This window comes from Paenibacillus gyeongsangnamensis (assembly GCF_027533625.1).
Lineage (GTDB): Bacteria > Bacillota > Bacilli > Paenibacillales > NBRC-103111 > Paenibacillus_G > Paenibacillus_G gyeongsangnamensis.
This window is the reverse complement of record NZ_JAQAGZ010000014.1, coordinates 59,388-85,211: the sequence shown is the minus strand read 5'-3', so window position 1 is coordinate 85,211 and position 25,824 is coordinate 59,388. Positions and strand designations below refer to the sequence as shown.

The 25,824-nt window shown below is 47.6% G+C and carries 24 protein-coding genes; all 24 read right to left on the bottom strand.

What is annotated here, in order from left to right:
- Nucleotides 1-3: 3 nt before the first annotated feature.
- The 24 genes from O9H85_RS21160 to O9H85_RS21045 all read right to left on the bottom strand — a co-directional run bounded on the left by O9H85_RS21160 (nt 4) and on the right by O9H85_RS21045 (nt 25,394).
- Entirely contained in the window at nt 4-1,014 is a 1,011-nt protein-coding gene (locus O9H85_RS21160; protein ID WP_269883410.1) for an SDR family NAD(P)-dependent oxidoreductase, read from the bottom strand.
- A gap of 18 nt (nt 1,015-1,032) precedes the next feature.
- Complete coding sequence (locus O9H85_RS21155; RefSeq protein ID WP_269883409.1) at nt 1,033-2,415, bottom strand: motility associated factor glycosyltransferase family protein; 1,383 nt, start codon at nt 2,413-2,415, stop codon at nt 1,033-1,035.
- Nucleotides 2,412-2,768 carry a hypothetical protein gene (locus O9H85_RS21150; RefSeq protein WP_269883408.1) on the bottom strand — a complete coding sequence of 119 codons (357 nt, stop codon included), beginning with the start codon at nt 2,766-2,768 and terminating at the stop codon, nt 2,412-2,414. The genes O9H85_RS21155 and O9H85_RS21150 overlap by 4 nt, the downstream gene beginning before the upstream one ends.
- A complete protein-coding gene (locus O9H85_RS21145) occupies nt 2,765-4,771 on the bottom strand; it encodes a motility associated factor glycosyltransferase family protein (RefSeq protein ID WP_269883407.1) in 2,007 nt (668 codons plus the stop codon). Before O9H85_RS21145 ends, O9H85_RS21150 begins: the two co-directional genes overlap by 4 nt.
- Before the next feature lie 11 nt (nt 4,772-4,782).
- Complete coding sequence (locus tag O9H85_RS21140) at nt 4,783-5,067, bottom strand: hypothetical protein (protein ID WP_269883406.1); 285 nt, start codon at nt 5,065-5,067, stop codon at nt 4,783-4,785.
- A gap of 82 nt (nt 5,068-5,149) precedes the next feature.
- Nucleotides 5,150-5,965 (bottom strand): flagellin N-terminal helical domain-containing protein, encoded by an 816-nt coding sequence (locus tag O9H85_RS21135; protein WP_269883405.1) that lies wholly within the window; start codon nt 5,963-5,965, stop codon nt 5,150-5,152.
- Nucleotides 5,966-6,085: 120 nt separating this feature from the next.
- Complete coding sequence (csrA, locus tag O9H85_RS21130; RefSeq protein WP_269883404.1) at nt 6,086-6,316, bottom strand: carbon storage regulator CsrA; 231 nt, start codon at nt 6,314-6,316, stop codon at nt 6,086-6,088.
- A gap of 2 nt (nt 6,317-6,318) precedes the next feature.
- Nucleotides 6,319-6,741: a flagellar assembly protein FliW gene (fliW, locus tag O9H85_RS21125; protein ID WP_269883403.1), complete on the bottom strand. Its 423-nt coding sequence runs from the start codon at nt 6,739-6,741 to the stop codon at nt 6,319-6,321.
- Nucleotides 6,742-6,834: 93 nt separating this feature from the next.
- Nucleotides 6,835-7,401 (bottom strand): DUF6470 family protein, encoded by a 567-nt coding sequence (locus O9H85_RS21120; protein WP_269883402.1) that lies wholly within the window; start codon nt 7,399-7,401, stop codon nt 6,835-6,837.
- 12 nt (nt 7,402-7,413) lie between these two features.
- Entirely contained in the window at nt 7,414-8,310 is an 897-nt protein-coding gene (gene flgL / locus O9H85_RS21115; RefSeq protein WP_269883401.1) for a flagellar hook-associated protein FlgL, read from the bottom strand.
- Between the two features lie 35 nt (nt 8,311-8,345).
- Nucleotides 8,346-9,953 (bottom strand): flagellar hook-associated protein FlgK, encoded by a 1,608-nt coding sequence (gene flgK, locus O9H85_RS21110; protein ID WP_269883400.1) that lies wholly within the window; start codon nt 9,951-9,953, stop codon nt 8,346-8,348.
- A gap of 32 nt (nt 9,954-9,985) precedes the next feature.
- Nucleotides 9,986-10,486, bottom strand: coding sequence for a flagellar protein FlgN (locus tag O9H85_RS21105; protein WP_269883399.1), 501 nt, complete (start codon nt 10,484-10,486; stop codon nt 9,986-9,988).
- Nucleotides 10,487-10,507: 21 nt separating this feature from the next.
- A complete protein-coding gene (gene flgM, locus O9H85_RS21100; protein WP_269883398.1) occupies nt 10,508-10,765 on the bottom strand; it encodes a flagellar biosynthesis anti-sigma factor FlgM in 258 nt (85 codons plus the stop codon).
- A gap of 101 nt (nt 10,766-10,866) precedes the next feature.
- The gene (locus tag O9H85_RS21095; protein ID WP_269883397.1) at nt 10,867-11,292 is read right to left on the bottom strand and encodes a flagellar protein; all 426 of its coding nucleotides are present in this window, start codon (nt 11,290-11,292) and stop codon (nt 10,867-10,869) included.
- A gap of 114 nt (nt 11,293-11,406) precedes the next feature.
- The gene (locus O9H85_RS21090) at nt 11,407-12,171 is read right to left on the bottom strand and encodes a ComF family protein (RefSeq protein ID WP_269883396.1); all 765 of its coding nucleotides are present in this window, start codon (nt 12,169-12,171) and stop codon (nt 11,407-11,409) included.
- Nucleotides 12,168-14,054, bottom strand: coding sequence for a DEAD/DEAH box helicase (locus O9H85_RS21085; RefSeq protein WP_269883395.1), 1,887 nt, complete (start codon nt 14,052-14,054; stop codon nt 12,168-12,170). Before O9H85_RS21085 ends, O9H85_RS21090 begins: the two co-directional genes overlap by 4 nt.
- Nucleotides 14,055-14,075: 21 nt before the next feature.
- Entirely contained in the window at nt 14,076-14,474 is a 399-nt protein-coding gene (locus tag O9H85_RS21080; RefSeq protein ID WP_269883394.1) for a hypothetical protein, read from the bottom strand.
- A gap of 101 nt (nt 14,475-14,575) precedes the next feature.
- On the bottom strand, nt 14,576-15,301 hold the full coding sequence (locus O9H85_RS21075; protein ID WP_269883393.1) for a response regulator: 726 nt from the start codon (nt 15,299-15,301) through the stop codon (nt 14,576-14,578).
- A gap of 3 nt (nt 15,302-15,304) precedes the next feature.
- Nucleotides 15,305-16,459, bottom strand: coding sequence for a sensor histidine kinase (locus O9H85_RS21070; protein WP_269883392.1), 1,155 nt, complete (start codon nt 16,457-16,459; stop codon nt 15,305-15,307).
- 88 nt (nt 16,460-16,547) lie between these two features.
- Entirely contained in the window at nt 16,548-19,172 is a 2,625-nt protein-coding gene (locus tag O9H85_RS21065; RefSeq protein WP_269883391.1) for a stalk domain-containing protein, read from the bottom strand.
- 175 nt (nt 19,173-19,347) lie between these two features.
- A complete protein-coding gene (gene metK / locus O9H85_RS21060; protein ID WP_269883390.1) occupies nt 19,348-20,553 on the bottom strand; it encodes a methionine adenosyltransferase in 1,206 nt (401 codons plus the stop codon).
- 181 nt (nt 20,554-20,734) lie between these two features.
- Complete coding sequence (locus O9H85_RS21055) at nt 20,735-21,007, bottom strand: alpha/beta-type small acid-soluble spore protein (RefSeq protein ID WP_269883389.1); 273 nt, start codon at nt 21,005-21,007, stop codon at nt 20,735-20,737.
- A gap of 89 nt (nt 21,008-21,096) precedes the next feature.
- Nucleotides 21,097-21,717 (bottom strand): hypothetical protein, encoded by a 621-nt coding sequence (locus O9H85_RS21050; protein WP_269883388.1) that lies wholly within the window; start codon nt 21,715-21,717, stop codon nt 21,097-21,099.
- Between the two features lie 191 nt (nt 21,718-21,908).
- Nucleotides 21,909-25,394, bottom strand: a complete 3,486-nt coding sequence (locus tag O9H85_RS21045; RefSeq protein WP_269883387.1) for an S-layer homology domain-containing protein — start codon at nt 25,392-25,394, stop codon at nt 21,909-21,911.
- Nucleotides 25,395-25,824: the final 430 nt, after the last annotated feature.

Below are 25,824 nucleotides of genomic sequence, written 5' to 3'. Positions count from 1 at the left end.
CCTCTATACCAGATTTTCTTCGAGAATCCAGCGCCTTAACGTATCACGGTCGATGGGCTGTTCATGATGGGAATTTACTGCACAAACCTGCATTTTTCGGGCGTTAGGATACGGATTTTCCCTCAATTTTTCTTTGAATGGAGAGGGAATAATGAACATGTCAGATGTTTCCCAGCTTTGGAGTTTTTCATCCTCTGTCATTAACTCCTCGTATCGTTTTTCACCTGTTCGCAGACCAATCTCTTTTCGAGCGATCTCGTCGGTTATATTATATTTTTTGCCGACTTCCTCGATGAGAACATCCACCAGATCGGCCAAAATAATCGTAGGCATTTTCAGCACGAAAATTTCTCCGCCCGTTGACATCTCATTTGCTTTCAGCATAAGCGTGATAGCCTGCGTAGCTGTCATCATATAGCGCGTCATGCTTAAATCTGTTACAGTTACCGAGCGACTCTCCTTAATCTGCTTGCTAAATAGCGGAATTACCGAACCCCGCGAACCCATTACATTACCGAAACGAACCGCCGCGAATACGGTTTGCTTCGGCCCTTTTTGGTACTCAGCCGCCGATATAAGCCGCTCTGCCATAAGCTTAGAGGCTCCGTAAGTATTTGTAGGTGAGATCGCTTTGTCTGATGAGGTGAATAACACTTTTTTCACGCCATTTTGGATGGCTGCCTGAATCATATTTTGAGTGCCTATGATGTTCGTCTGTACCGCCTCGAAAGGGTTATATTCACAAAACGGGACATGCTTCATTGCTGCCAAATGAAACACGAAGTCGATATCCTCCATAGCACGATTCAGCCTTTGTGCGTCCCGGATGTCGCCTATTAGAAAGCGCAGTTTGGACTTGTGTTCGTCAAACATCTGCTGCATCTCAAACTGTTTATATTCATCGCGGCTCAGAATCCGAATAACTTGCGGATTGTGGCGCAATAAATAGCGGGTTAAATGTTGTCCAAGCGTTCCGGTTCCACCTATAATCAATATTTTTTTTCCTTCATACATCTTGAGTTCCACTCCATGTCAGTTCTTTGATGAAGATCGGGCCATCCGTTGAAACATTTCTCGTGCTTTTGAGACATCAATCGTTTGTATTTTCGCCAAAAACTCTCTAAGCGTGACATGAGCAAACCCTTCGATGTAAGCGCCGCCTTCGGTTGCATTGTAAAACGTCTCGTTACAGCTGCGAGCTTGTTCCTCAAACCACTTTTTGTAAAGAAGCAAATTACGAGGAGCAACAACCGTTCCCTGGCCGTCGAACGCCATCACACGCTCCCCCGTTACTTGCCTCTCCAACTGCTGATAGAGCGGCGTACCCTCCACATGTGTCTTGTTACCGGTATAAGCAAGATCTTGGCCTACTAAGCATAACGGACGCAGCCCCAATATTCGGGCGAGAGAAAAAAGAGTTGTCGAAACGGATCCCCCGGTTTGAACGAGCATTTCTCTTCGGAGCGAAGCCATCCTCTCTGCAGCCGGGTATCCTTCCTGGAAAAGGATAAATTTAGGCCCCTTATACCGATCTACTACTTCCGAATAAAGGGTACTCAAAAAAAATAAAGGAATGCTCTCAGAATCCCAGCCATCCAATTGTTGAAGCATGTTTGGTTGCGGATCAGTCATGACTACAAAATCAGGACGAATACCTTGGCGAACCAACAATGGGACCGCTGTGCCTACGGACCCCAGCAAACAATGTTTAGCCGCATTCGGCAATAAAGCTAACGATTTTGAAAGTGACGGACCAGCGCTAATTACGATTGCGGGAACGGAGGGCAAACCATGGAATGCGGAAACAGAAGGCCATTCCTTGCGATTATTTCTAGCGAAATTATCGTGAAATAAATCACGGTGCACAATTACACTATTTTGATGCACTTGATAATCTTGCAAAACGCGTTTTAAAGACTCTAATTCTTCTGGAATAGCTCGTAGGGAAGGTTCATGAACAATAACGTGTACACGATTTTGTTCCCAAACATTCATACGTTCCGAAAAGACTTGCAAGTCATCCGAGACGATAAATATGAGTCTTGGTTCATCCATAATTTCTTTAAACATTCCTGCCCGCTCCATATCCAAAAAGGCCGAAACGTTCGTTTCCCAAACCTCGAAGGGAACACCAATATCCTCAGTTTGCTCCAAGAGGGCCTTCACGTGATGCCCGCACCCGGCCCCGTAAAGCACAATACGATCCGGTTTCTCCTCCCCGATGCTGCTTAGTTGAGCAGCCGCGAATCGATGCGCCTCGGTTGTCGGATCGTATCGGCTGTGAAGATAAAATGGCGGAATACCTTCCTTACGTACTGACGCCGTCCATAACCCGTTTTTTGTATGTTCAAGCGCCACTTGTGGCGCACGCGATCTACGGTTATGCGTTTGAATGCTATGATTCCAAGCACTCATTGAATCATACCCTGCAGCTTGTTTTCAAAGGATTTCAATATCGGCTGAAGCTCATACAGAAGCAGGTCACATAATGAAACAAAATCCTGTTGTTCCAGTGATCCATTTAGTTGTTCAACAACCGATGCCAGAGCATTAATATCCCAATCCGCCAAAATATTTTGATCTAATCGCGTTATGCCTTCAATGGCCATTGTCAGCCAAGAGATTCCTTCCAAGTAGGCAACCAAAACATTTGCCCAATTGCCTTCATGGGTTTGAATGTCGTGAACGATCGTTTCGGAAGCCATGACAAGTTTGGGTACGTAGCCCTTCATACTTTCCAAGGTTTCAATGATTATAGCTTGATTCACGATACGGCTTCCTCTCCTTCTAAGTTGGGCAATTCCCATTTCGGTTTCGCATCCAAATATAGTTCTTCGCTATCGTACCCAAGACTCAGAACCACATTGCGGATGCCCTTATCGTAAACGTCAAGCAATTGTTTTCCGCCCTCTATCAGCCTTTTCAAAAAATAACTTTGATGAATCAAAATTTGTTTAAGTCGCTCCACCGAAGAAACCCTGGAAATAGGATTTATTTTCACATGATAATTCGAGAGAAGCGGGCGGAAAAAGAAGAAAAGTAACTTATCATTCAATACTTCCTTCAGCAAATGTTCCACATTTCGCAAGATTCGGCTGGCCTTCATCTCCAAGAATTCAATCGAACCTTCATCTGAATTCGTCAGTTCTGTCTGTAATTGCTGGATTGCCTGCAAAATCTCTTCCGCGAACTGACTGACACGAAGCATCTCTCCCAACCGATCATTAAAGAAGGAGACCATATCTCCAAGCGTATCCTGCAAATTATCTTCGGTTGGTAATGGCGGCAATTCCCTAAACAACTCAGGGATGGATGGAACCGACTCTTGGCAATACAGATCGACTACTTCCCGGAAAGGCATTTTCCTAGTACCCTTGATGTCAGCCCCTCCTTCCGTGGCATTAATGACCAATGGAGAAGGCAGAACGCTTATCAAGTGCTCCATCCAAAACAAAAATTGCCTCCATAGTTCTCTTGACTTGACCTTTCCACCATAATATCCGTCCACATACACCGTTCTATTAATGAAACTCTCGTCATCTTGCAAGCTATCTTGTATTTGCTTGCGCTGCTCACTGGTCATCTCGACATCGGACTGATCTACATAAAAGCTGTCCTTACTATGAGTAACCCCTTCTTCTGAAAAAGCCAAATCCTGACCGATAAATACAATCGGATTCCCGCCTAAGTGATGGGCCAGCGAATAATTGAAATGAGCCACGGAACTTCCATTGTAAAGTGTTCCCCGGTCCCCGAGCGCTTCGTTCATAATACGGCTATGGGTGATGTTATCTTTAAATACGGGAATGACATGTTGATTCCATGCTCGTGGAATACGTTCATCCATGACGGTTAACCCAATCAATGCCGTCTCTTCCGGAATATCTATCCCTTTTACACTGAGATCATAGGAATTGGTTCCTCGCTCTAAAATGCATACCACATCAGGAGAGATGCCATTTTTCATTAGCACGCGAAACGCCGATTCAGCGCAAATGATCAGTGCCTTTCCTTTGATCTCCTTGAGCAAGGGTAGTTGCTTGTCCAAAGAAGGGCCGGAAGCGACGCACACAATCGGCTTCCCTTTATATTTATCTTGCAGATCCTTTATACGATGAGACTTCAGAGCGACAGGAACATTTTTCAGTTCGTTTGTTATCCCCATCAGAGTGTCTTCCAAAGAATTTCCCATTGCAGTCATATGGGTGCGCAAATGATTGGTAATCGCCTCTACTACACCTTCATAATACGCAGCATCTCGACGATAGCTGGAAAAGGTACGCAACAAATCGGTTTGCAAAAAATAATAACCGACCAAAGAAACCAGATACTCATTCAGAATTTCGTGCAAATCGTCCATGATATCGGTCAAAATGATGACCCTCTGCGGTTTGCCTGCAAGGTAAGGCGATAGATCCACCTCCTGCAAGAACTTCTTCACAAGCGCTGTATCTTTCTCTATGATTAAAACCCAGGCAGTCTCGGTTTTGTTTTCTAATATTTGTTTTATGATGGCACTCGAACCCATGCCCATCAATATATAGCCGGTGTTGTCAAAATTTACGCCATCCAGAAACTGTGTTGCTTCAAACACCGGATCGTAAATGCTTGCCGTATAAAATTCATTCCCATTTTCATCAGCCAACTTAAAAACAATGTCTTCTCCGATACGAGTAAATTCGATTTCATCAGCATCCACTGCTTCCATCTCACTTAGGAGCCATTGGTTATATTCCATTAAGAATTCTGCGTTGCTGTAAAAGTATGTCATAAAAATCTCCTTTAGGCAGGAAAGCTGCTTGGATGCATAATACGTACGCACAATTCATGTTTCAACAAATCCGCGGCAATCAAAAAATCTTTTTTTTCCACGGCCAATAATATTAATTCCAGCAGTTTATTCATATCCTGAAGTTGTTTTTCAGAATAATCATGATTTTCCAGTAACTCAGTAAACTGCTTTGTCATAGGTTCCATAAGGCTCAAGCCGCTCTGGATTTCGTAACGATAAAAAGCGTAACAAATTCGATGCACCATTTCCTGGAATGCTTCATAGCCTTCTTGCATAATTGCCTCCGTTCGTTTCTTTTTTTGAAAAAAAGCCAACCTGATATGGGGTTGGCTTTTTCTTTGAAATCTGAATCTAGGCTTAGCGGAGCAACTGAAGTACGCCTTGTGGCGCTTGGTTGGCTTGAGCCAGCATAGCTTGTGCTGCTTGCGTAAGGATGTTGCTCTTCGTGTAGTTCATCATTTCTTTTGCCATGTCAACGTCACGGATGCGGGACTCTGCTGCGGTCAGGTTTTCAGAAGATGTATTCAAGTTGTTGATTGTATGCTCCAAACGGTTTTGGTAAGCACCCATGTTGGCGCGTTCCTTCGATACTGTGTTAATACCGCTGTTGAGGTCTCTGATAACAGTACTAAAAGTAGCTGAGCTGAAGGTAGAGCCTACACCTTTGCTGTTAATCAATGCAGATACAACCATCTTATTGATAGAGAAAGCAATTGTTTGACCGGAGTTTGCACCAACTTGGAAACTAACTTTGAGACCACCAGTCAGCAACTTTTTGGTATTAAATTCAGTTTGGGATGCGATACGGTTGATTTCCTTTTGAAGCTGAACTACCTCAGAACCCAATTTCTGACGGTCAGAAGTGGTGTATGTACCGTTGCTCGCTTGAACAGCCAACTCGCGCATACGTTGCAGGATGGAATGAGTTTCGCTCAACGCACCTTCAGCAGTTTGAATCAGGGAGATGCCGTCTTGTGCGTTGCGGGAAGCTTGATCAAGACCGCGGATTTGGCCGCGCATTTTTTCGGAAATTGCGAGACCTGCAGCATCGTCGCCTGCGCGGTTAATACGCAGACCAGAGGAGAGTTTCTCCATGGATTTGCTTGCATTGTTGGTGTTCTCGCCCAGTCTGTTGTACGTGTTCAGAGCAGGAATGTTGTGGTTGATAATCATTTGTATTTCCTCCTTGAAATTTGGATTTCCACTTCCTTGTGGAGTAGGCTTTTGGCCTTACACTACATTTATCGGTTTTAGATACCCTGCAGTTTAGAGCTATACCAAAAATATTCGCTATTATTTTTCGGGATTCGGCAATTTTTTCAATGTATTTAAATCGATTTTGGGTTGGATGGCTTCTTTATTGCTTTGTTGAACCGCATCGTACACTTCCTTGCGCAAAATGTTTACATCTTGAGGCGCATTTATACCGATTTTGACTTGCTCTCCTTCAATTGCGGAGATCACAATCTCAATGTTATTGTTAATGATGATCGATTGTCCTTTTTTTCTTGTCAAAACCAGCACAATTACTCACCGCTTTCTTCAAAGACTTTTCTAAAGAGGGGTTCATTAGTTCCATAGTTTGATTTCGGGGGTAAGACGATTTGGCGACCTTGCCCGTTAGTTATATTGATCACTAAGGGAGCCAACAAATTTACGGTAGATTGGGTATACGGCTCTCTAATGGTTACCGTTGTAAAAACAGCCACTTCTTCTAACGTCTTCAATCCCAGTATAGTTTTGTGTTTATCATCAATTTCAAACGTATACTCAGGATGAAAAACAAAAGGAGTCACTACCAAAAAACCTATATTTTCATCCTGCAGACTTTGCAAATAAGCATACGGACTATCATCCTCTACAAGAGTAACAAGAAATTCATCGTAATTCTCGAAGCCTAATATGCTTCCATTAAACCGAATCACTTTCTCATGGATTAGCTGAACCATTGTTATCCTCCCCTAAATAGGTAATGCTATAGCAAACGCTATAGCATTAATATTATTATCGGTATTATTTTTTACAAGTTAATTATTGACTTACTAGCCCTTAGCATCAATTTGCGGGGGTATGATTTCTACTTTAGGATATTGCATCATATAAAAATCGAGCTTGCCGCGGGTATAATTGATCTCCGGAGGATTGGGATACGTATTAATATTCACTTTGCCTTCGTGAACCTGAATATCAAGCTTTCCCGGGACATAATGCATATCTACATTATTAACTGAAGCATCACCCATAAATTCAAACTCGAAAAATTCAGCGCCTTTCTCTTTTGCGATCTCCGCAATGGCATTGCCGCCCTCGTGAATTGCGGCAAGTCGGTTGCCTTCTTCAACAATTCTAGCTATCCCCTGCATTGCTACCTCATGAGCTCTTGAATAAATCTTGCTCATGGTCTCTAAAGCCGGACCATGTCCAAGCGCATCCCAAGCTTTGCTAGAGTCGACATAAAGTACGCCTTGTTCCGCATGAATGTCAAGCTTTGGGCGTTCGGTCGTGATCTCAAACGTCGCTTGCGGCTGTTTTATATCCAGCTTGCCTAATTCGGCATCAATGCCAAGCTGCCCATATTGCTGGCGGATCTGAATGTGGGGAATGGACATGATTTATTTCTCCTAACGAAGAAAATCAACCAGACTTGTGCTAATGATCTTGGACCCAACGGATAATGAGGCGTTATACACATTCTCATCTGTTTTTAAATTCGTAATCACTCCAGGAATATCCGCATCCTCTGCCTTAGATTGAAGCGTCTGGAGATTCGTGCTGATATCCTTAAGACGAGATTGAGCTAACTCAATTCGATTTTGTTTCGCCCCGACATCCGCTCTTGCTTGCAAAAAAGCATCGTTACGAGTGTCAAGTCTGCCAATACATGCTCCGATGGCTTGTTGATTTCCAGATGCCAAGGCAGCTGAAAGATCGTCCATGACACGAAAGATGTTGTCATTGGCTCCAGTGGCACCGAATATTTTATCCCCGGAAATATTAGCTGCTACCCGAACTCCAACACCAATATCAAATTGGATTTGACCTTGGTCAACTTTGTCGGTAGCGGCAGTAGCGCTAGTATAAGGCTGTTTATCGGTAAGCTGTCCATTAAAGACATACTTGCCGTTAAACTGGCTGTTCCCGATCGTAACCATCTGCTCCTTCAATTGGTCCACTTCTTTTTTGATTGCGTCAAGGGCCGATTGAGGGTTAGTTCCGTTTGAAGCATTTACGGCAAGCTCCCGAACACGCTGCATTACTGAATTTGCCTGATTCAACGTTGTATCCGTGTAATCCAGCCATGAAGTAGCTGCATCGACATTGCTAATATATTGATCATTCGCCGAGTTTTCACTCCGATATCGCAGCGAGAAACTAATTCCCACCGGATCGTCCGATGGCTTATTTATTTTCCGGCCGGTAGACAGCTGGTTCTGATGATTATTGATTCTCGACAAATTGGCATTAATGTTCCGGAGCAATTGATTGTTCATCATTCCCTGCGTAACTCGAGTATTCATAATCCAGGCTCACCCCGTTCCTGATTGATTAAACCTTACCTGCCAACCGTTCCCATGCTATTGATAATTTTATCGAGCATCTCATCATAAGTAGTCATAACGCGGGCTGCAGCAGCATAAGCCTTCTGAAATTTGATCATATTCGACATTTCCTCATCAAGCGAGACTCCGCTAACCGATTGACGATTGGAATCCACCTGGTCCACTAAAGTTTGCTGGTTTGTGGCCTGCCGTGTCGCTTCTTGGCTCTGAACACCCAACTGACCTACAATGGATCTGAAAAATTCGTCGAAGGTTCCGTCTTTCAGTATGGCTTTGCCCGTTGTAGACGGATCAAAATTTACTTTCTTGTCTCGAATGCCAGCTAGCAGCAATGCCATGTCATTGTTGCCCTTAACTACTTTGTCTACCCCGTCCGTATCCGTATAGCTTCTAGCTGAAGACGAAATATTGGAGGGGTCGTTAACGATGTCGGGATTGACCGTAACGCTTCCGGCCGTGAAATCCGTCGCACCTGGCTTTAATGTGAAGAAAGGCACTCCCGACTTTAACGGATCGGAGCCGGAGTATCCAAGTTGGTGCAAACCATTGAAGCCTTTGACCGTAACTTTTAAATCACTAGCTAGCGTCCTTTGCTGAATCGTCCCGCTAAAGACTTGCTGTGCTGTTGTACCGTCAGGATTCACAACAGTCAGAGTCGTTCCATCGGGCACAACCATACCTTGTGGCAGTGTGGTCTGGACATCGCCAGTGACTAATACTTTCAGCATGGAGTCCAACTGAAATTGATAATTGGCAACATAATTATCGCGGGATTGAATCATTCCGTATACTTCGCCGCTGTTCAGATCGCCTGAAGCCGCAGAAGCCTGAAGGGAAGCCGTCGTCAAGGATGTTCCCACTTGATTGCCGCTTACCAATTGTACATTACCCATCTTGATGTTGTACCCGTTACTGTCCTCGGTAAAGGTAATATTTACGATCTTGGATAAGTTATCGACCAGAAGGTCGCGTTGGTCTCTCAAATCATTTGCATCGTTTCCTAAGCCCTCTACGCGATAAATAGCCTCATTTAACTTTGCTATCTGATCGACGATCGTATTTGCTTCAGTCGCTTTGATCCCAATATTGGTCGTTAAATCCGTGGATAAATCTTGTAATTGCTTAGATGTTTGATTAAATGCATCCGTCATAGCAAGTGCTTTTTCCTTAACAAGCACACGTGCCGTAGTGTTCTCAGGGGACTTGCTTAACTCTTGCCAGGCATTCCAAAACCCTTCGATCGTTTGACGAATGCCTGTATCGGAAGGCTCATTAATAATTGCTTCCAGCTTGTCCAATGTATCCTTCCGTATCGACCAATCCCCTAGGTTTTTATTTTCGTTGTGAAATTGATCGTCCAAAAACTTCTCGCGAATTCTATTAATATGATCGAACTCCACCCCTTGTCCCATCTGGCCTGGAACATTGCTTCGCATCATCCCCGGGTACTCAAGGGGCTTAGCAGCCACCATGTTAACCACTTGCCGGGAATAACCTTGAGTGTTGGCGTTTGCAATGTTATGTCCAGTCGTATTTAGAGCAGCTTGCTGTGCAAATAAGGCTCTCTTAGATATTTCAAGACCCATGAATGTAGAACGCATAACAGCTATTTCCCTCCTTATTACATATATGGTTATGCTCTCGAGTCAAACATGCTTGATCTTTTCAGTCCATTCGGACTCTGCTGCGGATTCTGGTAAATCACTTCATCCTCCGGAGGCCCGACGATCAAATCCAAGGAATAATTAATAAATGCGAGCGAATGCTCGATCAACTGCTGGTTAAGCCGATTCTGTTCCCGAAGCTTTTGGATCGTGGATTTCAGCTCGCGCTGCTTGTCCATGAGCGCTTTCTTATCCTCGACATTGAAAATGATCTTCGTCAAATCGCTTACGGTCACGCGGGGATTGGGCTTATACCCCTTCTCCATCATGAAAGCGCCGATCGCTTCGATCCGGGCCTTGTCCAGCTCGCCGATCTGCTTCAGCAGCTTGTTCTCGCGGGTCACGATTTGTGTCAGCTGCTCCACCTGATTGTGAATGAGCACGTCCTTCTTCTGCTCCGCCAGCTCCAGTAACGTATCGTGAATTTCATTCAAAGAAGTCATTGTCTGCATCAGGGCGTCAAAGGACATGGCATTCACACCTCATTCGTCTTATTTCAAGAAAGGGAAAATCTTCTCCGCGAGCGTACGCGAATCGATATGGTAAGTGCCTGTAGATACCGATTCCTTCAGTGCGGCCAACTTCTCCGGCGATGCGCCCTGCGTTTCCAGCAGCTCCTTCGCTTCGCTGGAGATTTCCACCTGGTCTTTCTTCTTGCTTGGTTTTCCTGCGGAGGCGGCTTGATGCGCTTCTTGATTCTTCTTGTATTGGTTGACGGCTCCGACCCGATTCGTTCCATTAATTTTCATAAAACTCACCTCTTTAAACGGCAATAACAAACCCACCGATTTGCTTTACTACATTTATCGGTGGGCCGTCTTTGAAATTTTAGATGTAAAATGAGTTTACTTCATTTATTCCTGTTCTGCAAACGATCCTTGATCTTAAAGGACACATGGTTCTCCTGCTCTGCCTGATCTTTCCGTCGCTGCTCATCCTCTTGCATATTCGCTTTGTCTTTCATTAATCGCGTCCTGCACGATTCGCAGATGGCATGCTCCTTGATGGGCGTACCGCAAATCTCGCAATCATAAGACATATTGGCGTGATTTTTAATGGAAATTCGGCCTTCGCGTATAAACTTGATGATCTGCTTCACTTCCACACCCGTCGCTTCGCTAAGATCATAAATATTGCATTGGCGATTCTCTCGCAAATAATTCAGACATTTCTCATACTGAGCTTCGATGTCCTTAATACAATTCGGGCACATCCCGTGCAGATTCTTAAGATATACTTTGCCGCAACGGTGACAGTTGTCGACATTTAAACTCATAAGCGGTCCCCCTTTCCTAACTATAAGACAGTATTCCGCGAACGCAGTCCTACATTTTTTATCGGATACCCCAGGGCTATTGTTAATATTTCATTGATCAAGTTTTAACAAAAGTTAGCGAGCCCAGCTCAGCCCGTACACCTCGATATCTCCTGCTCCTCTCAAGGTTCTCGCGCATTCGTTTAAGGTACTTCCCGTTGTGTATACGTCGTCTATGATGTAAACGCACAGGCGCTGGCTGCCGGCAGCTGCGCTTAGCTTCCCTCCGTTCACCGGATCCAGCACGAAGGCGCCGCGCAAATCGTCCAGCCGCTCAGCCCGCGCTTTAAAGCTCTGCTTGTCCGTATGCCGGGCCCGCCGGAGCAGGGGGATTACAGGCAGTCCTGCCAGCTTGCCCAGCTCGGCGGCCATTTGCTCCGCCTGGTTGAAGCCCCGCTCCATATATCGTTCTTCGCTTAGAGGCACATAGGTAACAATCTCGGTCAACGCCTTAATGCCTTGAGCCGACCGATGCAAATGATATGCATGCAGCAGCATTCGCCCGAATAGCCCCCTAAGACGCTCCTGCCCGCGATATTTGTATTGAGCCAGCCATTCCTTCATTTGTTCATCATAACGAACGACGCTTCGGTTCCGGACAAACCAGGTTTCCTGCCTGCGGCCGCAATCCGGACAAGATTCGTATCGCCCGCATACGGGACAGTCCACTTGCAGGATCCAAGGGATGACCTCCCAGCAGCGCCGGCACAAGGGCAGCAGCGCCTTATGGCGATGCTCGGAACCGCAGCATAAGCAGATCTCGCCCTTCGGAGCAAGCGCTCGTTCCAGCCTATCCATGGCTTGTCTAAGCAGGTCTAACCCATGCTGAAGACTTATCATAGAAAACCTCCTTCTTCCGGGGTTTGCAAATAGCCTTTTTTCATCGCAATCCGGTTCATCTCCTTGATTTGCCGGATTGCCTTCACTTGCGCATCGTTCTTCTCTTTCCCCGCAAAAACGACCCGCCCCTTCGGATCCTGCGCCGAACGTCCCGCCCTTCCGGCCATCTGCACCAGCGCCGCAGCATCAAAGATGGGGGCATCCGCATCCCAGATGAACACATCCGACTTCGGAATCGTTACGCCCCGCTCCAGGATCGTCGTCGTCACGAGTACCCGGATCTCCCTATCCCGGAAACGCATGACCCTCCCGGCACGATGCTCATCCTTGGAAGAGGTGCCTTCCACAACCGTATCCGGAAACTCCCTGCGCAAGAGCTGTACAGCCGGCTCCACCATCGCGATCTTCGGTACGAACACGAAGACCTGAGCTTCCCGTTGCAGCGAGGCAGCCAGCCTTTTCTTCAGCTCCTGCCCAATCAAGCCTCTCGTGACCATTTGCCATAAGGGCATGGACGAGATCAGCTCGGGAACGGGCAGCGGGTGACGATGGTAGCGGGCCGGTACTCTGGCATGGGCCAGCCCCCCGCTTCGGGCTTCGCGTTGGAGCGCCTCCGGCGGCGTAGCCGAGAGAAGGATATAAGCTCCGGCCGGCTTGCTGGTATGGTTCACGGCATACTGCAGCAGAGGATTATTATGATAAGGAAACGCATCGATCTCATCCACGATGACCAGATCGAACGCTTCCCGGAAGCGCATCAGCTGATGCGTCGTTGCGATCGTGATTTCTCCGCGCTCCCAGCGCTGCTCGCTGCCGCCGTACAGCGTCACCACCTTCACATCCGGAAAAGCCCGTTCTATGCGCGGCTTCAGCTCCAGCACGACGTCTCTTCGAGGCGTAGCAATGGCTGCACGCCCTCCTTGGTCAAGTGTGTAGCGTACTAAAGGAAAGATCATTTCCGTCTTGCCCGCCCCCGTTACCGCCCAGATCAGGAAACGAGGCTTATCAGTCGTTTTGTACGATTCCTTCCTCGAATGGAATTCATTTGCTTTCAAAAATTTCAATGCTTCTGCCGCCGCTTCCGTCTGCAGCTCGCTTAACCCCCAAGACGACGTATATTTCACCGTGTCCAACCGTCTCTCCGCCGTCTCAAGCCCTCCGACGCCCGGACCGGCAGGAACATAAACCAATGGAGTACAAAACCGTGACCGACCCATCGTAACGCAGTCTTCGCAATAAGGGCAGGGCCCGCCACAGCTTGGACAATTCGTCCAGCGGAGCTGACCGGGATCACTGTTACCGCATCGCATACATTGGGCCTCCTTCGACCCGCCACGGGTAAACCTTGAGAACCACGAGCGCTTCTCTGGCTTAAGCGTAACACCGGCAACAAGCTCGACCCGTTGCTCCAACCATGCTCTCTGCAGCAGATACAATTTCGATTCGACGGGCAGGCCCGCTCCCTCTTGTTCCAGCAAGCCGGTCAGCTCCTCCATGAACAAGAATCGTCCCTGAAGCTTCGCCGCTAGCAGCTCTAGTCCCTTCCTTACCTCCATCTCCGGCAGTACCGGTTCCCGCAGCGCTTCTCCTTTACCCGGTATCGGGGCCCGCCATTTCCATAGGTTCATTCGTTCCTCGGACAGTCCCAGCATTCTCCCTGTCTTTCTCATCGCTTCAATCGGGTTATCCTTGCCTGGCCTTGCACTCTGAAGCGCCTCCCGAAGCAGCATCGCTTGTCCAAATGACAAAGACGGCTCCATTACACGCATTCTGGCCCCTTCCCCGTACTGCCGAACCCAATGGTCCCGGTCAGCACGAATGTCCAGAGTCACGTGCCATGCACAGCCGCTTGGGAGCTCAAGTGAATACAGCAGCGTTTTCATCCGTCACCTTCAGACCTGTAATTATAAAAACTTGTAAGCGGTTTCCAAACTACCTTGTTGGCTAAGCCGGACCACCATCATCTGCTCATCCTCATGTTCGCTAACCCAGTCATCCCAGTCCAAGGCTGCTTCCATGCAAATGTTCAAATGATGCTCCTGGCTTAACCTGTAGGCGATCGCCAGCGTATCGTCACTGGAGCCTTCATCGATAATGGTTATGGTAATGGCTCTCCCTTTGAGCCAAGAAAAGAAATGCAGCGAACGAATGAACCACTCGACCGTATTTTGATCGTCCCGTGTCATCAGCGCATAGTGAACCGTTCCAGCTTGTTCCCGCCGCGTCCACCGTGAATGCAGGATGTGGATCAGGGCGATTCCCGCAGCATAGCAGCCGACTATCCAAACCAAGCCTATAAGCATAACCGCTCCCTCCCTTAACAGCATTATATGCTGGCGGGAAATGGTTGGTTCCAGAATAATCGTACTGCACGCCAAGTCGATAAGCGGAAAGCTCTACCGGGCTAGAGCGTAACCCAACCGTTCTTGATCGCGACAATTACCGCTTGGGTTCGGTCATCAACTTCCATTTTCTGCAAAATACTGCTGACATGGTTCTTAACCGTCTTCTCGCTGATGTACAGGAATTCGCCGATCATCTTATTGCTCTTGCCTTCGGCCATCAGACGCAGCACTTCCGCTTCACGCCGCGTGAGCGGGCTGTTATCCATATGAACGTACTTTACGCCGGCTTCCTTTGCTGTGGTACCCGAGCCCGCTACGCCCGCTTCATCCAAATAGGTCATCCGGCGAAGCTGGTTGATCAGCTTACCTGTAACTTTCGGATGAATATAGGCATGTCCCGCGACAACGGAACGAATCGCATTGATCAGAGATTCCGCTTCCATATCTTTCAGCAGATAACCGGAAGCCCCCTTACGAAGCGTCTCGAATACATAGCTTTCATCGTCGTGAATAGAGAGAATAATCACCTTGATATCCGGAAAAATATCCTTCAGCTTCTCGGTCGCCACAACCCCGTTCTCGATGGGCATGTTGATGTCCATAAGAACAATATCCGGATGAAGCGTATTGCAGAGCTCCAGGACTTGAATGCCGTCGCCGCACTCCCCAACCACCTCAAGGTCGTTTTCCATGTTCAGTATGCGCTTGACCCCTTCTCGAAACAATTGGTGGTCATCGGCAAGCACCAGTTTGATTGGGCGTTTCGTGTTGTTCACAATCTCCATCAGCTACTCCTCCTTAGCGTCCGACTTAATGGGTATGACCATTGATATTTTTGTCCCAGCCCCTATATCCGATTGAATATCGAGTCGTCCCTCGAGCAGCTCGACCCTCTCGCGCATTCCGATGAGCCCGTAATGGCTGCCCTTCGTAATTTTGCGATCGATATTGTCCGCGGCAAAACCAACACCGTTATCGGTGACCGTAATCTTCACCATTTGCTGCTGATAAGTCATTTCCAGAGCAACATGGGAGGCTTGGGCGTGCTTCAATACGTTGGAGAAGGCTTCTTGAACGAGGCGAAATATAGCCACTTCCATTCCGGAGGGAAGACGGGTTTCCTTGCCCGCCATTTCGAAGCGGGTGCGAATTTTGTGCTTCTCTTCATAATCCTGAATGAATTTACGTAAAGTCGGCACAAGACCCAGATCATCCAGAGCCATAGGCCGGAGGTTGAAAATAATTTTGCGAACCTCTTCAATGCCGCCTCTGACTTGGCCTTTCAAATCGACAAGCTCGTCCTTCACGGCGTTAAAAGCCTGCTTCATCATCATTCGTTCGGCAATTTCCGTACGCAGGACGATGTTGGCCAGGTTCTGCGCCAGGCCGTCATGAATTTCCCTTGCAATGCGCTTGCGTTCTTCCTCCTGGGCGAGGATGATTTTCAGTCCCAGTAATTGTCTGTTCTTGGCGGATTCCAGCAGACGCGTCACCTGGTTCAAGTCGCCGGATAAATATTCCAGCACGACATTCAGCTGGGAGACGAGCCCTTCGGCCCGCTCCAGCTGCTTGTCGACACTCTTCAGCCTTTTCTGCAGATCGTCTCTGCGGGCTTTCAGATGCAGTTCCTTTTCCCTATAAATAGCAAGCTGCGCTTGCAGCTGTGTAGCCGCCTCATAGGCTGCCCGAATATCCTCTTCATTGAACCGCTTGAAGTCCCGGCTTACCTCGGTAAGTCGAATTCTGGACCTCCGGTATTCGGACTCCGTCCGATCGACCATGTCGATGGTCTTGGTCGTCTCTTCAATGACTTGCTGGAGCTCGTTATTCAGCGCTTCGCGTTCTGCCCTGACACTCTCACAGATCTCAAATACCTGGTACTTGCTGTTCTCCATGACATCGATGGCATTCTTGATGACGCGGTCTAAGGCATCCACTTGCATCCGGAAAAAGCCCCTTCGCCTATTTACTTTAATGTTCTAGCAATATAGTACCATATTTAGCTGAGATTGTGAGAGCAAATAGAACTAATTATTGGAGAGTAATTTGCTGGGTCTTACCGTCCCAGGTCACTTTCCAGCCCAAATTCTCGGATAAAATACGCAGCGGAACGACCGTCAGATTGTTCATGATCCTAGGGGCGACTTCCGCCGTGACTCTTTGGCCATTCGCCACCATGTCCTTATTATCGATCCAGAGATCGATCATCTTGCCAGCCCGGATCACGGTTACCTTGCGTTCGTTATCGTCCCAACGAACCGTTCCGCCGAGCGCATCCGTTACGAATCGAATCGGAATGAGTGTATTGCCGTCCACAATGACGGGAGCCTGCTCCAACGTCATGCTTTTGCCATTAACCGATACGTCCTTCTTGTTGATGGTCAGCTTCACGGAGTTGTTCGACGGTGTTTCCATGGCACCCCTGTATGTGAACGTGATGTCATCGATACCGATCTTCCCTTTGGCTGCCTTCTCGTCGCGTCCGATGTCTTCGTTTACGACATAGATACTCTTCACTCTGATCGGATAAGTGATCTTATAGTCGCTTAGATCCGCCGTGAGGAGCTTCCAGCCTTTCCAATTGATATTCCGCGCCAAATCGATATAGACGCTGCTGCCGGTATTATCGACCAGTTCGGCGCGAAGCCAGTTCAAGCTCTCGTCACCGTTCACCTTCAGCTTCAAATACTGAGGCTTGCCTTCAATGAGCACGCCGGTATCCATCGTTGCGTAAGCCCACCGGTTGCCCTTCTCTTGAGAAGTGCTGAAATCGTAATTCAGCTCCAGGTACTTGTTGCCAGTCTCGGATGTTCTGATATATACCGCCGAGGTAACATCCTGCGGTTTCTGGGCGGACAAGGTCATCACCGCTTTGTTGTCCAGATCGTACCACACTTTATCGATGCCGACCGGAACCGATGCTATCGCGCTGAAGCCATCGTAGCGCGCAATCAGCTGCGCACCCGAGCTGCCTGCGAGACTTTTGACCGTAATCGCGCCATTCGCCACTTCGCTTTGGATACCAAGGACTTCCCACTGAACCAACTCCGGCGGAATTTGTCTTGTCTTTCCGGACTTGGTTGTAGCTATGACCGGAATTTTGTAGGTTTCCCCTTCCGACAGGGCTAAGTTATCGGCAGAAATCTTCAGGCTGCTGAGCTGGTCACGGCCTGCGACTTCGATGTCCGCAGACTGGGTTCCTGTCCCCGAGACCGCCGTCACTTTAGCCGTTCCGGCCTTCGTCGGCGTAAACACATTATCCTTGAACGACCCCATATCGCCGGCTACGGACCATTGTGCCGTAACCTTGCCTGAATCGATAGGATTGTAAAATTGATCGTAGCCTTTAAACTTCAATGGCGCCTGTTCATTTACGAACAGGAAGCTGGGCGCCTGAATGAACAGCGCGGATACTTGACCCGGAGGTGCCGTCGAGAAGACGCCGACTCCGTTGACGACCTTCCGCTGAATACCGGTTTCGGTCTTGTTCACAAGCACCGGATCGGTTTCGCCCAGTGGACGGGCCACCATCTGGGTGGAGCCGCCGCCATCCAGGTTCATCCCTTTCCAGACGCCGACCTTTACCATAAACTGCTGCAGCTCGGTCATACTGAGCCCCTTGCTGTCCCCGCTGTTGTCGACGGCAATCACATAAGCCGTCTTCTGATCTTTGGAATAGCCGAGCGCCGTACGCGAGCGGTAGCAGCACAGATCATCGACATTGCGGGAGAACTCCGCCGGCTTGCCTTCGTCGACAAGAATCGTGCTCGCGCCGATCATCATTTTGAACGAATTCACATCATAATTTTTACTCGGGTCCGCAGCCGTCACCTTGTAATCGGCAACAATCGGATCTCCCACTTTCATGTGCGCCCGGACAAAATCGGATGCTTTCCCGGCCGCGCGCAAAATATAACCGTCCTTCGGCGCGATCATATTGATTATGCCGTTATCGGCGATTTGGGTGATGACATTGTTTTGCACGAGCACTTCCGTCGGATACGTTACGCCGTCATTGGAGCGATCAATCTGTCCCCATGCGTTGGTATACATGAACAGGCCGTCTATGTGGCTATGGGTTCCATCATCGTACCAATAGTACGTTTTGTTGATCCCGCCTAGCGTATAGCTGGCATTGTCCTTAGTAATAATTTTCCCTTGAAAAGAAAACATATCCACAATCGGCTTGTTGTCCTTATCAATGGCAAAGGAATACAAGCCCGGGATGAACGGCGGTGTCGCCATCAGCTGCCCGTTGGCGATCTGAGGCCCTTCCGGCACCCCCTCGGCCTGGGTATTGTAGAAATCCCCGTTGACTCCGGCTACCGCCTTCGTTTCTTTGGCCATGCCGAGCACCGTTTGCTTGCGGGTAAATTGATTCTCGGTACCTGTCATGACATCCAGCTTCACATACGGATTCGTAAGATCCACTTCAATCACATTGGCATTTGTCGAATAAGGTTTATTATTGCGGGTAGACTGCCATACATATTTTTTCAACACAGCACCGGTCGTCAAAATATCCTGTCCCACCAAAGAAACCGTCGAATCCGCCGCATATACCTTCGAAGCTTCAAATGCGGGGACCGACGATAGGAGCAAAGCAGCCGCCAGGACGGCATACGACAGCTTTCGCCATTTTTTCTGTAAAATCACTTACCTGTCTCCTCTCTTATTTTCCCACTCTCCCATATATAGACTCTATGAACCGCTTAAAAGTTACGATAGCGTCCCTTGAAATTATTCGACATGAACGCAAAAAGACGGTCCGTTGGATTCGGACCGTCTTGCTTAGACAGATCTATGGAAGACAATAGCGATTATTGGCTTTTTAAGCTAAAGCTTCTGCTTTCAGCTGCTCCGCTTTGTCCGTACGTTCCCAAGGCAAGTCCACATCGGTACGGCCGAAGTGACCGTATGCTGCAGTTTGCTTGTAGATTGGACGACGCAGGTCGAGCATCTTGATAATCCCTGCGGGGCGAAGGTCGAAGTTTTTACGGATGACTTCAACCAGCTTTTCTTCGCTTACTTTGCCTGTGCCGAATGTATCTACGGCAATCGACACCGGCTTCGCTACGCCAATGGCATAAGCCAATTGAATTTCGCATTTTTCGGCAAGACCTGCAGCAACGATGTTCTTGGCAACATAACGAGCCGCATAAGCACCGGAACGGTCAACCTTTGTCGGATCCTTACCGGAGAATGCACCGCCGCCGTGGCGAGCGTATCCGCCATACGTATCGACGATGATTTTACGGCCCGTAAGACCTGCATCGCCTTGAGGACCGCCAATAACGAATCGGCCTGTCGGATTGATGAAATAGTTCGTATTGGAGTCCAGGAATTTCTCCGGAACGACCGGCTTGATAACGTGCTCTTTAATGTCTCTTTGGATTTGCTCCAAAGAAACTTCTTCGCTGTGCTGGGTGGATATTACGATCGCATCGATGCGAACCGGCGTATTGCCTTCGTATTCAACGGTGACTTGCGTTTTACCGTCCGGACGGAGGTAATCGAGCGTACCGTTCTTCCGAACTTCGGTCAGACGGCGTGCCAGCTGCTGCGCGATGGAAATCGGAAGCGGCATCAGTTCAGGCGTTTCATTCACGGCGAAACCGAACATCAATCCTTGGTCGCCGGCACCGATCGCTTCGATTTCGTCGTCGGTCATGGTTCCTTCGCGAGCTTCGAGCGCTTTGTTAACGCCTTGCGCAATGTCAGGAGACTGCTCGTTGAGCGAGGTCAGTACGGCGCAGGTTTTCGAGTCAAAGCCATATTTCGCACGAGTGTAGCCGATTTCCTTAATCGTTTGGCGAGCAATCGACTGAATATCAATAAACTCGGATTGGCTTGTAATTTCACCAATAACAAGAACCAAGCCTGTGGCTACGGAAACTTCGCAAGCTACACGAGCGTTAGGATCATTCGTTAGAAAAGCATCCAGGACTGCGTCCGAGATTTGGTCACAAATCTTATCCGGGTGACCTTCGGTAACCGATTCCGACGTAAACAAACGACGTGCGATCGTATTGGACATAAGAACAACCTCCTACTGCTAGTATTCATAAACGGATGAGTCTACATACAAAAAATCAACCTTTTCCGACTGGAAAAGGTTAGGTTTATACATTACCTTCAATATAATATCATACTGGATTTGTCCATTAGTGTCAATAATATACGGATAAGATCAGAAAATATTTAGATTCACTTAACACTTACAAGCTGAGCATCATTTCTTCCGCTTTTTTGATTAGTCTTGACGTAATATGTCCCCCAACGGCTCCGGCATCACGCGAAGCAATATGTCCCCAATAATCTTCCTTCACTGAACCTGATGAAATCGAGCCAAGCTCTGTAGCGAATTCTACATTCATGCTTGCCACGTTTTTACCGACAGGAAGGCCTAATTCCGCAGCAATTTCATACTTCAATTGGTTCAATGCTTTACTACTTTCGGGCACCACTTTCTTGTTGTTATTCCGGGCCATATGGATAACCTCCTTGGTTGGAATGTATCCATAGTATTTTCCCTCTGGTGATCGGCAACACGTATGAACTACTGGTGCAATGGGTAAAATTATGATGTCACTTTCGTACCGTCCGCATTCATGAGCAGGTAATTTCCGCGGACCATTATGTAAATGTCGTCTTTCTGTTTCGCTACCGGCTTAAGGCCGCGGCCTTCACGCGGTACGATCAGCAGATGGTTAAGCTCGGCCGTCTGACCAGCTGCAATATCTTTACCCGATGTCACATCGGCTACTCCGTTGTCGTCGGTGCTAAAGACCTGTGCTTTGCCGGTACGTACGATAAACTCGGTACCTTGTCCTCCGTAAAGGGTTTGACCTTGCTCGAGCTTGAGTATGGTGAGATTCGACGGAGAAACAGCTGGCGTTGTGCTTGGTGAAGACGTACCTGTATTGCCGCTAGAGCCGGAGCTGCTTGGCGTGCCGCCTCCTGACGGTTGCTTGGCCAGTTCCGCAGCAATAAGCTGCTTCACTTTATCCTCGGTAATGCTTTGCTTGCCAAGCTCGTCCGCAACTTTTTGTTTAATATTTTGATCAAAGTAGCTTTTGGTGATGACAGGGTCGTCGACTGAACCGGGTTGGGATGAAGTAGTGTTAGTGTCGGCGTGGACAACAAACGGTATGCTTACAAGCCCTACAGCTAGGCAAAAAGTTAGCTTCCTTTTATTCATTAATTTAATTCTCCTTAATGAAAATAACAAGGTTGGTCTACTCTTAATAGCTTAAACGAAATCTTAAGTTATGTATAGGTATTGCAGCAGTTATTCTGTTTACATAGGTTGGTCTCATCTTAGTCCTGCACTTATGTAGGAAATAAAAAGAGGACCACGAGGGCCCTCTTTTTATTTAAAGCTTTGATAAATTAGTTCGTAGGGTTAACGTCTACGAATACCGACTTACCGTTTGCAGTGCTGATGTTCAGCTTGAAGGACTTGATGGCAGGTGCGCCGTCAGTACCTGTAAGTTTTGCATTAGTAAACATGATGTTCTTCGTAGCAGGGTCAAGGCTCAGGTCAGAAGCTTGAACACCAGTAGCTGTTGGGTTTACTACTACATCTGTGATGTAGAAGTTAACGCCCAGGGTACCAGCCATTCTAGCAAGCGCAGCATTCTTCACTTCGTTGCCGAATTGATCCTTGAACTTCACGTCGCCAAATGTTACATTGCCAGCAATGTAGTCATTAAATTGCGACAAGCCACCGGATACAGTCAATGCGGACAATGGAATGTTAGTTTTCAGCTTACCGTTCTCTTGAGCAGTCAGGGAAGCAGCATTCAGACCGTCTTCAACGATGTTGATGTTGTCCAGGGTCAACTGCTTCGTGATGCCTGCGAATGGAGTTACAGTAACGGTTACGCTTGTTGTACCTGCTTTAAGACCGCGCAGACCGATGGAATCGATGAACCCTTGGTTAGCAGAAGAAACTGGTACTGTAACAGGAACATTGTATACTGCGCCAGTTACATCAGGATTCATGAAGCTCGTTGTACCGCCGGATCCTGGCTTGAAGCCAACTGTTGCTACAGATTGGTTAGATACACTTACGTTTGTAATGATTGCCTTCTGAGAAGGAAGAGCAACGGTTTTGGAACCATCCTTAGCTGTAATATCGAGCTTGCCGTAGAACAATGCTTCTGCTTCGGATTGTTTTGCAGGTATAGAGTCAAAGCTTTCATAGAACTTTCTGATAGCAGCAACGCCATTTGCAAATGGAGTGATGCTGTAAGTCAAGTCCGTGTCAGCTTTGCTTGCTTTGATTCTGTCGATGCTGGTTACCGTGCTGATTTGCGTACCGTTGGTTACAGGAGTGCCATCCAAATTTCTAACCTTAGTCAGAGTTGCTTTAGCTTGGAACGTACCCTCAGTAGTCAAGTCAGCTGCGCTAGCAGCAAAGAGCTTCGTCGAGAACTTGATGTCCTTGTTAATGATATATTTCTTCAGGTCTGCGCCGTTAACCGTAGCAGCTGCACCGCCAACGTTTGTGTTAATCGCGCTGTTCTTATCAAGAACAAGATATACGGCATTGGCAACAGTTGTAGGATCTACGCTACCAGTATAAGTCATACCGAGTGTCAGATCATACATGCTCAGGTTTTTAGCCAGATCAAGGAACTCGCCGTATTGGTCTTTGAACTTGATTTGGAATGCGGAATCAGCGTTCGGCAGGAGTTCATCCTTCGCCTTGGACGTTACAACAACTTGGTTCGGATAACGGTACTCGTTCACTTGACTGCTGAAAGTAGCCGATTTACCGGACTTCGATACCAGAACGTTGATGTTCAAGCTGCCGGACTTTCTTGTCGAAGCATCGGCAGGATTCAGACCGTTAATTTTGATCGAACCTTTACGGGAACCCGTCGTTTCGATCGCAGTGTTAACGGAAGCACCGGAGCTGCCATAGTAGTAAATGGACAGGTCGTTCGGGTGCTTCGCATAGTAGGAAGCAAGCTCATCGTTAGTCAATGTCGTACCGAACTTATCCTTTGCAATTACCGGCAGGTATTGATCATCGTCGCCCCAAGCCAGCGTTTGGTTGAACGCGCCGAAGGAAACTTCGTAAGGAATCTTAGTAGCTGCAATCTTAGTAGTCTTCGTAGCTACTTGACCGCTTTGGTTAGCAACAACGGACAGTGTCACATCTTGATCAAGCTGGTAGCTGGAAGAATCGCTGTCTGCAGCAATAACTTTCAGAGAAGGCTTGTTCTCGCCAGTCTCGTCGTCAACGAAGCGGAAGCCATGGTTCACGTTGAAGTGACGAGCTGTACCTGTAACCGGATCGTTCAGGTCGAAGGAATCCGTACCGTTAGCAATCGTACCTGCACCGGAAGTGTAAGTGGAAGTGCCAGTCAGCAGTGTGTACAGATCAGTTACTTCAAAGCCGTACTGGTCAAACGCTTTGTATGCAACGTAAGCTGTGTCGCCAGCTTCGATTTGAGTTTTGCCGGAAGCATACTTAACATCGCCCAGTTCAACTTTAGCAACGGATTGTACGTCGCCGACTTTGAACGTTTTGCTTGCTTGAGCAGTGTTGTCAGGAGCGATGATCGTAACAGCAAACAATTGGTCTCTTACCAATGTACCGTATACGGAACCGCCAACCGTTCTGCTCATGGAGCCAGCAATGTTAAGGTCAACTGCCTGTTGGTCACCCTTAGCTTCTTTAGCCAGATCCGGGCTAGTTACAATGTTGAAGCGGGAAGCAGACAGATCGGATACTTCATTGTATTGGTTGTAAGCTTTGAAGCCGATGCGAACTTTAGGACCTTGAGCAACCGTGTCGCTAGCGTTCGTGAACTCGATCTTCGTGATCTTCTCGTCTTGAACCGACAGAGTTGCAGTACCTTTGTCTACAGTCAAGCCGCCATCTTTAACAGCTGCGATGGTAGCAGTGTAGTCGCCTTGAGTCAGCTTAGTGGACAGCGTCAGAACAACTTGGTTCTTAGCGTCGTTCCACTTAGCAGTTGCATCAAGAGGAGTTGTGGAAGAACCACGGGAAACCGATGCAGTCAGCTTGGAAGTATCAGCGATGGAACCGTTCAATGTGATTGTAACAGTTTTAGCGCCAGTAGCTTCTGCTTTAGCGATGGAAACGTTCGTTACAACCGGACCAACCGGTGGAACGTATTGTTTCTTAGCTTCGTAGGAGCCCAGTACCAGCAGGTCGCGAGTTGCTGCGGAAGCACCGCCGAAAGTACCGTCAGCGCCGTTGCTCAGCAATTTCAATTGAAGAGCCAGTGCAACGTAGCCTTTAGCCCAGTCGGAAACGGTTTTGTCGCTTACGCCTGGAGTTGCTTTTGCAGCGGAGTCTTTGTTAAGACCGCGGAGCAAGAAAGCAGCCAGTTGTTCTTTCGTTACGTCGCCAGCAGGGTTGAATTGGCCTGGTGCATAGCCGTCAGTGATGCCTGCTTTAACGAGTGCTTCGATGTAAGGAAGAGCGTAGCCGTTAGCCGGATCGTCAGCTTTCACATCGGAGAAAGTGGAAGTTTTCAGGGAAGTGTCCACTTTCAATTGGAAGACCAGCGCTGCAACTTTTGCAAATTGCGCACGGTTCATTTTTTCTTTGACGCCGAATACGCCGTCTTTAACGCCGTCGAAAATGCCGGCTTTGATCATTTCGTCGAACTTGGCTTTAGTAGCCGCGTCGAGGTCTTTCAGATCGCTGAAGCTGGAAGAGTCTTTTGGAGCGTCAGCTTGGTCAGCCATTGCTACGGATGCAAACATGGAGAATGCCATAGCAAGGGACAAGATTGCAGATAAACTTTTCTTCATAACCTTTTTTTCTCCTCCTCGAATATCTTTCGGTTGTTGAGAGTTTTGTTTAATAGAATTTAAGCTCTTTTCCCTCATTAGCCGATTCACCCCCTTCCCAGAGTTGAGCGAATTTTAACTTTATTAGTTATGTCTGCAATGTATTAAATTGCAGAAACTTGTAAACAATAAATAAATGCATAGAGACTCGCATGCCATTTAACATTATACACTGACATGCTAACAAGGTAAAGAGCATATTTTGAGAAAATTATCCAAGTTGCTTCCGCTCTGTCCCGGCTTATTGTGTTTTCAATGTATTAAACGCGGCGGTCTCTAAAAAGTTGCGCTCTTTGAAAAAAACTTTTACGTTTTTTTCGAGGAGGTGTTGGAGGCGCAGCGTATATCATTTTCATCTATCATTTTATGTAATATCGCTGCCCACGAAGCTTAGTATACAACGATCAATATCCACCGTCATTACTAATAATTTTCCATATCCACGCTCACTTTGTATAAATTTGAAACA